Here is a 13,238-nt window from a genome sequence, read left to right on the forward strand (position 1 = left end):
CCTCGCCCGGAAACGGCGGAAGGCCCGTCCCACACCTGGGACGGGCCTTCCGGAAGACGATTGAACGCTGGTGCGCGTGCCTTATCGGCGCAGACCGAGACGCTCGATCAGCGAGCGGTAGCGCTCGATGTCGATGTCCTGGAGGTAACCGAGCAGACGGCGGCGCTGACCGACGAGCAGGAACAGGCCACGGCGCGAGTGGTGGTCGTGCTTGTGTGCCTTGAGGTGCTCGGTGAGGTCCTTGATGCGCTGCGTCAGCATCGCGACCTGCACCTCGGGGGAACCGGTGTCACCGGGGTGCGTCGCGTACTCTTCGATGATCGCCTTCTTGACGTCTGCTTCGAGTGCCATAGAACCGATCCCCTTTCTCTTCGTTGCGCGGCGCCCGACGCCTGATGCGACGAGCTCTCTTTCTCCGCGGCCGATCGAACGGCAACCACAAGAGTCTACCCCACTCGCCGGGAGTCCGAGCCCGGGACCGGGAAGGGGCCTCGCCACCCGGCCGTAGGATCTCAGGGTGACCTCCCCCGCTCCGCATCAGGAACACCGGAGCGCGCTGATCGACCTGCGTCCCCTGACGCAGCACCCGGCCTTCGCGCGCCTCTGGATCGGCAACCTCCTGGGCGGCCTCGGCGGGCAGCTGACGATCATGGCCGTGATGCTGCACATGTACGCGCTCACGGGCAGTGACATGGCGGTGGCGATGATCGCGTTCGCCGGGCTGCTGCCGATGATCGTCGCCGGGCTCTACGGCGGCATGCTCGCGGACTTCTTCGACCGGCGCATCGTGGCCCTGTCGGCGGCGAGCGTGACGTGGGTCTCCACGGCGATGCTGGCCCTGCTCGCCTGGACCGGCGGCGTGAACGAGTGGTGGCTGTACGCGCTGTCGATCGTCAACTCGGCCGCGAACTCGATCGTCGGCGCCACGAAGTCGGCGATGACGCCGAAGCTCGTCGGCAAGGAGCTGGTGCCGGCCGCGGCGGCCCTCAACGGCATGACCATGGGCCTCATGGTGATGGCCGGTCCGGCGCTGGGCGGCGTGCTCGTCGCCCTGTTCAGCTACCCCGTCACGTACACGATCGACGTGATCCTCATGCTGTCGCTCTTCCTCGGCCTGTGGACGCTCCCGAGCCTCAAGCCGGAGGGCTCCGCGGCGACGCCGGGGCTGAAGTCGCTCAGGCAGGGCCTGGCGTTCCTCCAGGGCGCCCCCAACATCCGCATGCAGTACGTCATGGACATCGTCGCCATGACGTTCGGCCACCCCGTGGCGATCCTCCCGGCGGTCGGCGTGCTCGTGCTCGGCGGCGGCGAGATCACGACGGGGTTCCTGACGGCGGCGATCGCCATCGGCACGGTGCTCTCGAGCGTGTTCTCCGGGCGGCTCGGCGCCGTCCGGAGGCAGGGCGTGGGCATCGCCCGGGCGATCCAGGTGTTCGGCGTGTGCACGCTGCTGTTCGGGCTGACGCTGCTCGCCGCGCGCTTCGGGTGGTTCGCCGACGGGCCGATCGACGCGCAGCACGCCAACGTCACGCTGATCGTGCTGGCGTGCATCTTCCTGGCGGGCACGGGCGCCGCCGACAACGTCAGCGCCGTGTTCCGTCAGACGATGATGCAGCAGGCGGTGCCCGACGAGTTCCGCGGTCGCCTGCAGGGCGTGTTCATCGTCGTCGTCGCGGGCGGTCCGCGCGTCGGCGCGCTCTACTACGGCACCCTCGCGACGCTGTTCGCGCACTGGGTGCCGGCGGTGGCGGGCGGCATGATCATCGTGGCGCTCATCGCGCTGCTGCTGCGGGCGTCCACGACGTTCCGCGCCTACGACTCGCTCGAGCCGCGTCCGTAACCGGACGAGAAAGACCCCGGTGGCTCTCGCGGGATCCGCGGCCACCGGGGGTCTGGGTCATCGGGCCCCCACCCGATGAGGCTTACTTCTGCAGCACGCCCTGCAGGTCGAGGGTGATCTTGACGTCCTTGCCCACGAGCACGCCGCCGGTCTCGAGCGCGGCGTTCCAGGTGAGGCCGAACTCCTCGCGGTTGATCGTGGCCTGGGCGGTGGCCCCGACCTTGAAGTTGCCGAACGGGTCGGTGCCGAAGCCGCCGAGCTCGAGGTCGAACGTGACGTTCTTGGTGACGTCCTTGATCGTCAGGTCGCCGTCGACGAAGAACTCGCCGCCCTCGACGCGCACGCCGGTGCTGCGGAAGGTGATGGTCGGGTACGTCTCGGCGTCGAAGAAGTCGGCGCTGCGCAGGTGCGCGTCGCGACCCTCGTCCTTGGTGTCGATCGAGGCGACGTCGGCGGTGGCCTCGACGGTGGCCTCGAGCACGTTCTCGGGCAGCACGATCGTGGCCGACTTCACGGCGAACAGGCCGCGGACCTTCGAGATCATCATGTGGCGGACCTCGAAGCCGACCTCGCTGTGCGCCGGGTCGAGGACGTAGGTGCCGGGGGTGTAGCCGGGGATGTCGATCGTCATGGTGTGTGCGTCTCCTGAGACTCTGTGTTGAGGGGCAGGCACCGCGACCGGGCCTGGCCCCTCACCATAACCCATTCACGTGCATAGATTCCAGGTTGTGACGATATGTCACGCGATGTTCACCGACAACGAACGCGCCGCACCGCCCCGAGGGGCGATGCGGCGCGTGGATCTCGGCGTCGTCAGGCGACGTCGATGAGGTCGATGATGAAGATGAGGGTCTTGCCGCTGAGGAAGTGACCGGCGCCCGCGGGACCGTAGGCGAGGTGCGGCGGGATGACCAGCTCGCGACGGCCGCCCACCTTCATGCCGGGGATGCCCTCCTGCCAGCCCTGGATCAGGCCGCGCAGCGGGAACTGGATGCTCTCGCCGCGGTTCCACGACGAGTCGAACTCCTCGCCGGTCTCGTACTCGACGCCGGCGTAGTGGACGGTGACGGTGTCGCCCGGCTTCGCCTCGGCGCCGTCGCCCACGATGATGTCGCGGATGACGAGCTCCGTGGGCGCGGGGCCCTCGGGGGCGTCGAACTCGGGCTTGGTGCGATCTGCGCTCATGGCTCCATCCAAACACGTTCGGCGCGCGAGCGACACCGGCCCCGACACGCGCCGACATCGAGCCGGAGACAGCATTCGGCGCCCGGGCCGCGACGATGTCTGCGAGTCAACCGGGCGCCGAATGGGACCTGATCTCAGGATCCCCGCTCTGCGGGGACGTGTCAAGACCCCGGGATCTCAGGGGGCGAGCAGCGCCTGTCGCGTGGCCGAGGCGCGGTGCAGCAGCAGGTGCTCGTCCTCCACCGCCCCCGGGTCGCGGCCGGTGAGCGCGCGCTGCCGGGCCATCGCGAGCGCGGTGGCGTCGGCGACGAACGACTTCATGAGCGCCGAGCGATTGCCGCGCAGGCTCGCCGCCCACCGCTTGCCGATCTTGCGCCCCTGGGGCGTGGCGAGCATGTCGACCTCCTGGCGCGTGAACCAGCCGGCGTCGGCGTACTCCCCCAGCCGCTCCTTCGTCAGGCGCATCTCCTCCTTGCGCAGCTGCACGACGCAGACGATGAACAGCACGAAGATCGGCACCTCCACGAGCGCGTAGACGGTGTAGAACGCGTTCGGGAAGAAAATGTCCAGCGTCGACGAGGCGTTCCACAGCGCGTGCAGCGCGACGCCGATGACGTAGCCGATGAGGGTGAACAGCGGGATGCTGCGTCCGCCGCGCTTGGCCAGGCCGATCATCAGGCCGATCGCCCCGGTGAACATGGCGTGGGCGAACGGGCTCATCACGCCGCGGAGGAAGAAGTTGGTCGCGAGGCCGTCGATCCCGCCGAGGTAGAGGGCCTGCACGAAGTACTGGATGTTCTCGGTGAAGGCGAAGCCCGCGCCGATGAGCATGCCGTAGACGAGCCCGTCGACCGGACCGTCGAACGCCTTGCGGCCCATCCAGAGCACGAGCAGGATGCCGAGGAGCTTCCAGCCCTCCTCGACGATCGGGGCGCGCACGATGATCGAGAGGATCTCGTGCAGCAGCGGATCGGTGCCCAGGAGCATCGCGATGAGGTCGAGCACGATGATCGTCAGCAGCGTGAGGGCGATCGAGGCGACGGCGCCCCACGCGAGCGCGAAGACGATCAGCGAGCGGGGCTCCGGCTCCCAGCGGTCGATGAGCAGCAGCACCGTGAGGATGATGCCCACGAACGGGAACAGCGCCAGGAAGCTCGTGATCGCCACGCCGACGACGCCGAGACCCGTGATGTAGTAGCCGATGACCGCGACGGCGAGCACGCCGAGCACGATCCAGATCCACAGCCACGGGGCGCGCCCCTTCGAGGGCACGGGCGGCAGCTGAAGGTGCGGCTCCTGCGGCGCTGCCGGGGCGATGTGCGCCGGCTGAGCGTGCGCCGGATGCGCGAGCGGCGACGCCCATCCCTGCTGCGCGTCGCCGACCGTGCCCGTGTGGAAGTTCCCGCCCCCGTAAGTCATGCCCACACTCTATTGGCGCGATCCGACGGCAGACATGGGGACTTCTGTGCGACTTCCACGACAGGGGCGCGTCGATTCGCGCTCATAGACTGGGACGATGCGTTTTTCCCACCTCGTGCTGCCCGGACAGTCCGCCCCCACGCTCGTCGTGAAGGAGGGGGACGAGGCGATCCCGGTCGCCACGCTGGTGGAGGACGCCCCGCGATCGCTGGACGAGCTCATCGCCGCCGGCCCCGAGGCCCTCGACGCGCTCCGCACCGCGCTGGCGGACGGTCGCGGCGAGCGCATCTCGTTCGCCGACGCCGGCTACGCCCCCGCGCTGCTGCGCCCGCCGGCGATCATGGCGGTCGGCCTCAACTACGCCGCGCACTCCGGCGAGCTCAACCTCAAGACCGACTCCACGCCGACCGTGTTCACGCTGTGGCCCAACTCGCTCGCGGGCCACGAGGGCACCACCACGTGGTCGCGCAGCGTGACCGGCGCTGTGGACTACGAGGCCGAGCTCGGCGTCGTGATCGGCCGCCCCGCCCGCGACGTCACCGAGGACGAGGCGCTCGACCACGTCTTCGGCTACACCGTGGTCAACGACATCTCGGCGCGCGACATCCAGTACTCCGAGGCGCAGTGGAGCCGCTGCAAGTCGCTCGACGGCTTCACGCCCGTCGGCCCCGACGTCGTCACGGCCGACGAGATCCCCGACCCGCAGAACCTGCACATCTGGACGCGCATCGGCGACGAGCTGCTGCAGGACGGCTCGACGGGTCAGATGGTCCGCTCGGTCGCGACGCTCATCGCCCACCTCTCGCAGGGCATCACGATCCTGCCCGGCACGCTCATCTCCACGGGCAGCCCCGGCGGTTCGGGCTTCTCGCGCACGCCGCAGGTGCTGCTGAAGGACGGCACGACCGTCACGGTCGGCGTCGACGGCATCGGCGAGCTCACGACCCACTGCCGCATCGTCGACTGACGGCGGCTCCCCGCCCGCCACCGGCGTGCACTGGTCGCTTCATCTGCGCGGCTCCGCCGCTCCGTTCCCCAACCGGGAGGTCGAACTCGCCGGTTGCTGAACGGCTCCCGCCTTACGGCAGGTCCTCGGGGGCGATCACCGGGATCGTCTGCGTGATCGGCTCGATGCCCGAGAGGCGCTCGGGCCGCAGCTGCTTGCTGACCTCCTCGCGCGACATCAGCCCGGCCTCGACCACGAGGTCGGCGACGTTGCGCCCGGTCAGGAGCGCGGTCTTGGCGAGCGCGGCCGCCGCGGAGTAGCCGATGAACGGCGTCAGCGCCGTGATCACGCCGACCGACGAGCCGACCATCGCGCCGAGGCGCTCGCGGTTGGCGGTGATGCCGTCGACGCAGTTCACGCGCAGGGTGCGCATGGCCTGACGCATCCACGTGATCGACTGCAGCAGCGAGTGCGCGATGACGGGCTCGAAGGCGTTGAGCTGGAGCTGACCGCCCTCGACGGCCATCGTGACGGTGGTGTCGGCGCCGGCGACCGAGAAGGCGACCTGGTTGACGACCTCCGGGATGACGGGGTTCACCTTGCCCGGCATGATCGACGATCCGGCGGCGCGGGCCGGCAGGTTGATCTCGGCCAGGCCCGCCTGCGGGCCCGACGAGAGCAGGCGCAGGTCGTTGCAGATCTTCGAGAGCTTCATGGCCGTGCGCTTGATCGCGCCCGAGAACGACATGAACGCGCCGGTGTCGCTCGTGGACTCCACGAGGTCGGTCGCCGTCTCGAGCTCGAGGCCCGAGATCGCGGCGAGGTGATCGCGCACGCGCCGGGCGTACTCGGGGTGCGCCGTGATGCCCGTGCCGATCGCGGTGGCGCCCATGTTGATCTCGAGCAGCAGCCGGGCGTTGTCGCGCTGGCGCTGCAGGTCCTCGGTGAGGGTGCTGGCGAAGCCGTTGAACTCCTGACCGAGCGTCATCGGCACGGCGTCCTGCAGCTGGGTGCGGCCCACCTTGAGCACGTCGTGGAACTCGCGCCCCTTGGCGCGGAAGGACTGCTGCAGCAGGTCGAGCTCGTCGATGGCCGTGAAGTGGGCCATGATGATCGCGATCTTGATCGCCGTCGGGTAGACATCGTTGGTCGACTGGCTGCGGTTGGTGTGATCGATCGGCGACAGGTAGGCGTAGTCGCCCTTGGGCCGCCCCGCCAGCTCCAGCGCGACGTTGGTGATGACCTCGTTCGCGCACATGTTGGTCGAGGTGCCGGCGCCGCCCTGGATGACGCCGACGACGAACTCGTCGTGGAAGCGACCGTCGATCACGAGCTGCGCGGCGCGATCGATCAGATCCGCCCGCTCGGGGTCGAGTACGCCGATGTCGCGGTTCGCCCGGGCGGCCGCCTGCTTCACCATCGCCAGCGCGCGCACGAGCTCGGGATACACCGAGATGGGCCGCTTGGTGATGTCGAAGTTCTCCAGCGCCCGCGCCGTGTGGATGCCCCAGTAGGCGTCGGCGGGGATCTCGAGGGAACCCAGGGAATCGGTCTCGGTGCGCGTCGGTGCCGTCACCCTCATCAGCCTAGGCGTCCCGCCCGCGTTTGCCTCGCGACGGGCCGGTGCACGCGCGGGCGGCACGTCATCGCTTGCGGGAGAAGGCCTCCAGGCGCTCCTGCGGGGTGAGCACGGCCATGCGCTCGTAGAACTCCGGGGCGAAGAACGTCGCCGGCTCCGCGGCGGCCACCGGCACGACCGTGTGCGTGATCGTGTCGTCGTACACGTGCACGAGGTGGAACGACTGGCCCGCGTCCATGCCGTTCACGCGCAGCGCGGGCCGGGCCACGTCCATCGTGTAGCACGTGGCGGCCGCGACGCTGACGGGGACGCCGGCGAACGTGCCGTTCATCGAGTAGTGCAGGTGACCCGCGAGGATCGCCCGCACGTCCGATCCGCGGATCGCCTCGGCGAGGAGATCCTGATCCTTCAGCTCGAGGATGTCGAACAGCGGGACGTGGCTCGGCAGCGGCGGATGGTGCAGGGCGAGGATCGTGCCGAGCGGCGCCGGCTCGGCGAGCTCCGCGCGCAGCCACTCGCGCTGCGCCGCGTCGATCTCGCCGTGGTGCCACCCCGGCACGGTGGAGTCCAGCGCGATGAGGCGCAGCCCGCCGAGATCCCACACACCCGTGACCGGCTCCTGCGTGGGCTCGAGGCCCAGCAGGTCGCGGCGCATCTGCGGCCGCTCGTCGTGATTGCCCGCCACCCACACGATCGGGGCGCCGAGCCGCTCCGCGACAGGATCGACGATCGCGCGCAGCCGCGCGTACGCGTCGGGCTCGCCGAGGTCGGTGAGATCGCCCGTGAACACGAGCGCGTCCGGCCGCTGCTCGAGCTGCTCCACACGCGCGAGCGTCTCGCGCAGGTGCTCCTCGACCGCGTAGCGGCCCCCGAGCGCGGCGCCGCCGGCGAGCAGATGCGTGTCGCTGAGGTGGACGATCGTGCGCCGCGCGGGCGCGTGCTGGCCGAACTGCATGCGGCCAGGCTATCGGCGCTCAGCCCAGAACGATGAGCAGGATCCCCGCGAGCACCGCGAGCACGACCACGGCGAAGCACGCGAAGGCGCCCACGAGCGCGAGCTGCCTCTGCCCCTCGGTGAGCGGGCTGCGTCGGGCCGCCTTGTCGGCCTGCTTCTGCGCCTTGGCGATCTGCTTGGGCGTCATCACCGCGATCGCGTCGGTGAACACCGCGGGTGCCACCACGGGGATGCGTCCCGAGCGCGCCAGCAGCCGCAGCCCGGTGGCGTAGAACCCCACGACCACGACGCCCGCGACGAGGGCCGCGGCGAACACCTGCAGGAACGCGAGCCAGTCGATCGTCATCTGCCGCTCCCCTTCTTCTTCGGCGTGCGCTGCGCCGCGATCCGCGCTGCCTCCTCGGCCGCGACCCTGGCCGCCTTCGCCGCGGCGGCCTCGGCTGCCTTGTCGGCCGCGGCCTTCGCGGCCTTGTCGGCGGCGCGCGCGAGCTCCTCGCGCACCGCCTGCTGCGCGGCCAGCTGTGCGGCGCGCCGCACCTCCTCGAGCTCCGCCCGGCGCGCCGCGTCGCGGGCGGCCTCGCGGCGCTGCCGGCGCGTGGGCGGCGGGGTGCTCGTCGTGCTCACCGCCAGGTCGGACTGCGCCACGTCGTTCATGGCGTTGCCGGCGTGCACGTTGTCCTTCCGCGACCGCAGGAACAGCACGAGGATGATCACGATCGCGAGCACGGCGTCGATCGCGACACCGCCGATCCCCAGCCACACCACGAGCAGGGCGGCGAGCGCGCCCACGACGCCCGCGGCGGGCAGCGCGAGCACCCAGCCGACGAAGATCCGCCCCGCCGTCTTCCAGCGCACGGACGAGCCGCGCCGCCCGAGACCGGAGCCGATCACCGAGCCCGAGGCGACCTGCGTGGTCGACAGCGCGAAGCCGAGGTGGCTCGAGGCGAGGATCGTGGCCGCCGTCGACGTCTCGGCCGAGAAGCCCTGGGCGGGCTTGACCTCGGTGAGGCCCCTGCCCATCGTGCGGATGATGCGCCACCCGCCCACGTAGGTGCCGAGCGCGATGGCGGCGGCGGCCGAGACGATGACCCACAGCTGCGGCTCGTGGTGGGCGGCGGACTGCCAGCCGACCGAGATCAGCGCGAGCGTGATGACGCCCATGGTCTTCTGCGCGTCGTTGGTGCCGTGCGCGAGGGCCACGAGCGACGAGGTGAAGATCTGGCCCCAGCGGAACCCGTCGCGCCCGTCGGGCCTGCCGTCGTAGCGGCGCGTGACGGAGTAGGCGATGCGGGTGAGCACGAAGGCGATGATGCCGGCCGTGAGCGGCGCGAGCAGGGCGGGCAGCACGACCTTCGAGACCACCACGCCGAAGTCGATGCCGGCGGCCCCGAAGCCGACCAGGGTCGCACCGATGAGGCCGCCGAAGAGCGCGTGCGACGAGCTGGACGGCAGCCCCAGCAGCCACGTGAGCATGTTCCACGTGATGGCGCCGATGAGGCCGGCGAAGATGAGCGGCGGGAACAGATCGCCCGCGATCTGATCCTCGCGGATGATGCCGCCCGAGATGGTCTTCGCGACCTCGGTGGACAGGAAGGCGCCCACGAGGTTGAGCGCCGCGGCGAGGCCCACAGCCGTCTTCGGCTTCAGGGCGCCGGTGGCGATGGGGGTCGCCATCGCGTTGGCGGTGTCGTGGAAGCCGTTGGTGAAGTCGAAGAACAGCGCCAGGGCGACGACGAGGATGATGATGAGCGTGGCGATCTCCACGTCCCCAGGCTAGCCGTTCACCTGCCGTTCACCCGGAGCGGGCTCGGAAGCCAGTGGGTACCGTGGACGGGTGACCTTCGAGCCCACGACCTCCGCCGTCCCGCCCGCCCCGATCGCCGCCCGCCGGCCCGTCGCCCGCACGCACCACGGCGACACGTTCGAGGATCCGTACGAGTGGCTGCGCGCGAAGGACGATCCCGAGGTCATCGCGCTGCTCGAGGCCGAGAACGCCCACGCCGACGCCGTGCTGGCCGGGCTCGAGCCGCTGCGCGAGCGGATCTTCCAGGAGATCAAGGGGCGCGTGCGCGAGAGCGACCTCAGCGTGCCCAGCCGCAAGGGCGAGTGGTGGTACTACGGGCGCACCGTGGAGGGCAAGCAGTACGGCATCCAGTGCCGCGCGCCGCTCGCCGGCCCGGACGACTGGACCCCGCCGGTCCTCTCCCCCGACGTCGAGGTCCCCGGCGAGCAGGTGCTGCTCGACTCCAACGTGGAGGCCGAGGGCCACTCGTTCTTCTCGCTCGGATCGTTCGACGTCTCCAGCGACGGATCCCGCATGCTCTGGGCCGTCGACGTCGCGGGCGACGAGCGCTACACGATCCGTGTGCGCGACCTCGTCACGGGCGAGACGCTCCCGGACGTCATCGAGGGCGCCTTCGGCGGCGCGCAGTTCCTGCCCGACGGGCGGCACCTCGTGTACACCACCGTCGACGAGGCGTGGCGCCCGAACCGCGTGTGGCTGCACCGCGTGGGCGAGCCCGACAACAGCCGCGACATCGAGCTCTACGGCGACGACGACGAGCGTTACTGGGTGGGCGCGGGCGTGACCCGCAGCGATCGCTTCCTCATGGTGGAGTCGGGCTCGAGCATCACGAGCGAGGTCTCGATCCTCGACGCCGCCGATCCGACCGCCGGCGCGCGGGTGGTGTGGCCGCGGCGCGAGGGCGTCGAGTACGGCGTCGACCACGCGATCGTGGACGGGCAGGACTGGCTCTACATCCTGCACAACGACGGCGCGCTGGACTTCGAGCTCGTGCGCGTGCCGCTGGCCGACCCGAACGCCGTCGAGGTGGTGCTGGCCCACGAGCCGGGCCGCCGGCTGCTCGACATCGACTGCTTCCGCGACTTCGCCGTCGTCGAGTACCGCCGCGAGGGCCTGCCCCGGGTGGCGCTGCTGGAGTACGAGACCGGCGTGCTGACGGAGCTGGAATTCCCCGACCCGCTCTACGCCGTGGGCGCGTCGGGCAACGCCGAGTGGGCTCCGCCGGTGATCCGCCTGGGCTATGGGTCGTTCACCACGCCCGGCACGGTGTACGAGTACGAGGTGGCCACGGGCGAGCTGCACCTGCGCAAGCAGGCCGAGGTGCTCGGCGGCTACGACCCGGCCGACTACGACCAGGCGCGCCTGTGGGCGCCGGCCGCCGACGGCACACGCATCCCCGTCTCGCTCGTCTGGAAGCGCTCGTTCGGCACGCCGGGCGACGCGCCGCGGCCCGTTCACCTGTACGGCTACGGCTCGTACGAGCACTCGATCGACCCCGGCTTCTCGGTCGCGCGCCTGAGCGAGCTGGACCGCGGCGTCGTGTACGCCGTGGCGCACGTGCGCGGCGGCGGAGAGCTCGGCCGGCAGTGGTACGAGGACGGCAAGCTGCAGGCCAAGCGCAACACGTTCACCGACTTCGTCGACGTGGCCCGCTTCCTCGCCGCCGAGGGCTACACGAGCCCCGATCGGATCGTCGCCGAGGGCGGATCGGCCGGCGGGCTGCTCATGGGCGCCGTCGCCAACCTCGCCCCCGACGCGTTCGCCGGCATCCTCGCCGACGTGCCGTTCGTCGACGCGCTGACGACGATCCTCGACCCCTCGCTGCCGCTCACGGTGATCGAGTGGGACGAATGGGGCGACCCGCTGCACGAGGCCGACGTGTACGCCTACATGAAGTCGTACACGCCGTACGAGAACGTGCGCGACGGTGTGGCCTACCCGCGCATCCTCGCGATGACGAGCCTCAACGACACGCGCGTGCTGTACGTCGAGCCCGCCAAGTGGGTGCAGCGGCTGCGCGAGGCCGGGGCCGACGCGCTGCTGAAGTGCGAGATGGTGGCCGGGCACGGCGGCGTCAGCGGTCGCTACAACTCCTGGCGCGAGCGCGCGTATCAGCTCGCCTGGATCCTCGACGTGCTCGGCCTGGCCGACTGAGGCGCCCTCAGGTCTCGACTCCGCGGCTGCGCCGCTGCGCTCGACCCGTCTCCGCTCCGGCGCTGCGCGCCTCCGGTCGACGAGCCGTGCCGCGAGGCCTCGCCGACTGAGGCGCGCCTACTGCTTGTAGCTCGAGAGGAAGTTGCCCAGGCGCTCGACGGCCTCGGCGAGCACGCGCGGCTCGGGCAGCGTGACGACCCGCAGGTGGTCGGTCGTAGGCCAGTTGAAGCCCGTGCCCTCCACCATGAGGATGTGCTCCTGCACGAGCAGGTCGTAGATGAGCTTCTTGTCGTCGTGGATCTCGTGCACCTCGGGATCGAGGCGCGGGAACGCGTACAGCGCCCCCTGCGGCTTGACGCACGAGACGCCCGGGATGGCGTTGAGCCCCTCCCACGCGATGTCGCGCTGCTCGTGCAGGCGGCCGGTCGGCGCGATGAGCGCGTCGATCGACTGCACGCCCGTCAGCGCGGCGAGGATCGCATGCTGCGCGGGCACGTTCGCGCACAGGCGTGTGGAGGCCAGCAGCTGGATGCCCTCGAGGAAGCCGTTCGCGTGCGTGCGCGGGCCGGTGATGACCATCCAACCCGACCGGTAGCCGGCGACGCGGTAGGTCTTGGACAGGCCGTTGTACGTCAGGCACAGCAGGTCGGGCGCGACCGACGCCATGGGGATGTGCCGGGCGCCGTCGAAGAGGATGCGGTCGTAGATCTCGTCGCTCAGCAGCAGCAGCGAGTGCTCGCGCGCGATCTGCGCGATGCCCTCGAGCACCTCGCGGCTGTACACCGCGCCGGTGGGGTTGTTGGGGTTGATCACGACGATCGCCTTGGTGCTCGGCGTGATCTTCGCCCGGATGTCCTCGAGGTCGGGCTGCCACCCGTTCTGCTCGTCGCACAGGTAGTGCACCGGCGTGCCGCCCGCGAGGCTCGTCATGGCGGTCCACAGCGGATAGTCGGGCGCCGGAATCAGGACCTCGTCGCCCTCGTTCAGCAGCGCCTGCATCGTCATGGTGATGAGCTCCGACACCCCGTTGCCGAGGTAGACGTCATCGACGTCGAACTGCGGGAAGCCCGGCTCGTTCTCGTAGCGGCTCACGATCGCGCGGCGGGCCTCGACGATGCCGCGGCTGTCGCTGTAGCCGTGCGCGTTGGGCACGGCGCGGATCATGTCGCGGACGATCTGGTACGGCGCCTCGAAGCCGAAGATCGCCGGGTTGCCCGTGTTCAGCTTCAGGATCGTGTGGCCCTGCGCCTCGAGCTTGGCCGCCTCTGCCAGTGCCGCTCCGCGGATCTCGTACAGAACGTTCTTCAACTTCGCCGACTGATCGAGGGGACGCAGACTCATCGCCTCAGAATACGC

Annotated in this window: 12 protein-coding genes; 3 read left to right on the plus strand and 9 right to left on the minus strand. The window is 70.4% G+C overall.

What is annotated here, in order from left to right; all coding sequences use genetic code 11:
- Positions 1-81: 81 nt before the first annotated feature.
- The gene (gene rpsO / locus E3O41_RS09545) at positions 82-351 is read right to left on the minus strand and encodes a 30S ribosomal protein S15 (protein ID WP_067026176.1); all 270 of its coding nucleotides are present in this window, start codon (positions 349-351) and stop codon (positions 82-84) included.
- Between the two features lie 166 nt (positions 352-517).
- On the opposite strand from rpsO, the gene E3O41_RS09550 reads away from it, so the two are divergent.
- On the plus strand, positions 518-1,840 hold the full coding sequence (locus E3O41_RS09550; RefSeq protein ID WP_067026178.1) for an MFS transporter: 1,323 nt from the start codon (positions 518-520) through the stop codon (positions 1,838-1,840).
- Positions 1,841-1,922: 82 nt separating this feature from the next.
- On the opposite strand, the gene E3O41_RS09555 is transcribed toward E3O41_RS09550, so the two are convergent.
- The 3 genes from E3O41_RS09555 to E3O41_RS09565 all read right to left on the minus strand — a co-directional run bounded on the left by E3O41_RS09555 (position 1,923) and on the right by E3O41_RS09565 (position 4,444).
- On the minus strand, positions 1,923-2,471 hold the full coding sequence (locus tag E3O41_RS09555) for a YceI family protein (RefSeq protein WP_067026180.1): 549 nt from the start codon (positions 2,469-2,471) through the stop codon (positions 1,923-1,925).
- A 182-nt stretch (positions 2,472-2,653) separates the two neighbouring features.
- Complete coding sequence (locus E3O41_RS09560; RefSeq protein WP_067026181.1) at positions 2,654-3,025, minus strand: FKBP-type peptidyl-prolyl cis-trans isomerase; 372 nt, start codon at positions 3,023-3,025, stop codon at positions 2,654-2,656.
- 177 nt (positions 3,026-3,202) lie between these two features.
- Entirely contained in the window at positions 3,203-4,444 is a 1,242-nt protein-coding gene (locus E3O41_RS09565; protein WP_067026183.1) for a PrsW family intramembrane metalloprotease, read from the minus strand.
- A gap of 97 nt (positions 4,445-4,541) precedes the next feature.
- Here E3O41_RS09565 and E3O41_RS09570 point away from each other — a divergent pair, with 97 nt between their 5' ends.
- The gene (locus E3O41_RS09570; RefSeq protein ID WP_067026185.1) at positions 4,542-5,411 is read left to right on the plus strand and encodes a fumarylacetoacetate hydrolase family protein; all 870 of its coding nucleotides are present in this window, start codon (positions 4,542-4,544) and stop codon (positions 5,409-5,411) included.
- 112 nt (positions 5,412-5,523) lie between these two features.
- On the opposite strand, the gene E3O41_RS09575 is transcribed toward E3O41_RS09570, so the two are convergent.
- The 4 genes from E3O41_RS09575 to E3O41_RS09590 form a co-directional block, all read right to left on the minus strand.
- A complete protein-coding gene (locus tag E3O41_RS09575; protein WP_067026187.1) occupies positions 5,524-6,972 on the minus strand; it encodes an aspartate ammonia-lyase in 1,449 nt (482 codons plus the stop codon).
- 61 nt (positions 6,973-7,033) lie between these two features.
- A complete protein-coding gene (locus E3O41_RS09580) occupies positions 7,034-7,924 on the minus strand; it encodes a metallophosphoesterase (protein ID WP_067026189.1) in 891 nt (296 codons plus the stop codon).
- A gap of 19 nt (positions 7,925-7,943) precedes the next feature.
- Positions 7,944-8,270, minus strand: a complete 327-nt coding sequence (locus tag E3O41_RS09585; RefSeq protein ID WP_067026191.1) for a peptidase — start codon at positions 8,268-8,270, stop codon at positions 7,944-7,946.
- Positions 8,267-9,688 (minus strand): inorganic phosphate transporter, encoded by a 1,422-nt coding sequence (locus E3O41_RS09590; RefSeq protein ID WP_067026193.1) that lies wholly within the window; start codon positions 9,686-9,688, stop codon positions 8,267-8,269. Before E3O41_RS09590 ends, E3O41_RS09585 begins: the two co-directional genes overlap by 4 nt.
- 70 nt (positions 9,689-9,758) lie before the next feature.
- On the opposite strand from E3O41_RS09590, the gene E3O41_RS09595 reads away from it, so the two are divergent.
- Positions 9,759-11,882, plus strand: coding sequence for a S9 family peptidase (locus E3O41_RS09595; protein ID WP_067026195.1), 2,124 nt, complete (start codon positions 9,759-9,761; stop codon positions 11,880-11,882).
- 117 nt (positions 11,883-11,999) lie between these two features.
- Here E3O41_RS09595 and E3O41_RS09600 read toward each other — a convergent pair whose 3' ends face one another.
- Positions 12,000-13,223, minus strand: a complete 1,224-nt coding sequence (locus E3O41_RS09600; RefSeq protein ID WP_067026197.1) for a pyridoxal phosphate-dependent aminotransferase — start codon at positions 13,221-13,223, stop codon at positions 12,000-12,002.
- Positions 13,224-13,238 lie beyond the last annotated feature (15 nt).

The organism is Microbacterium sediminis, from assembly GCF_004564075.1.
Classification (GTDB): domain Bacteria; phylum Actinomycetota; class Actinomycetes; order Actinomycetales; family Microbacteriaceae; genus Microbacterium; species Microbacterium sediminis.

Coding starts and splice junctions, on each gene's coding strand:
- rpsO (WP_067026176.1), bottom strand. CDS start 351: ATGGCACTCGAAGCAGACGTCAAGAAGGCGATCATCGAAGAGTACGCG.
- E3O41_RS09555 (WP_067026180.1), bottom strand. CDS start 2,471: ATGACGATCGACATCCCCGGCTACACCCCCGGCACCTACGTCCTCGAC.
- E3O41_RS09560 (WP_067026181.1), bottom strand. CDS start 3,025: ATGAGCGCAGATCGCACCAAGCCCGAGTTCGACGCCCCCGAGGGCCCC.
- E3O41_RS09565 (WP_067026183.1), bottom strand. CDS start 4,444: ATGACTTACGGGGGCGGGAACTTCCACACGGGCACGGTCGGCGACGCG.
- E3O41_RS09570 (WP_067026185.1), top strand. CDS start 4,542: ATGCGTTTTTCCCACCTCGTGCTGCCCGGACAGTCCGCCCCCACGCTC.
- E3O41_RS09575 (WP_067026187.1), bottom strand. CDS start 6,972: ATGAGGGTGACGGCACCGACGCGCACCGAGACCGATTCCCTGGGTTCC.
- E3O41_RS09580 (WP_067026189.1), bottom strand. CDS start 7,924: ATGCAGTTCGGCCAGCACGCGCCCGCGCGGCGCACGATCGTCCACCTC.
- E3O41_RS09585 (WP_067026191.1), bottom strand. CDS start 8,270: ATGACGATCGACTGGCTCGCGTTCCTGCAGGTGTTCGCCGCGGCCCTC.
- E3O41_RS09600 (WP_067026197.1), bottom strand. CDS start 13,223: ATGAGTCTGCGTCCCCTCGATCAGTCGGCGAAGTTGAAGAACGTTCTG.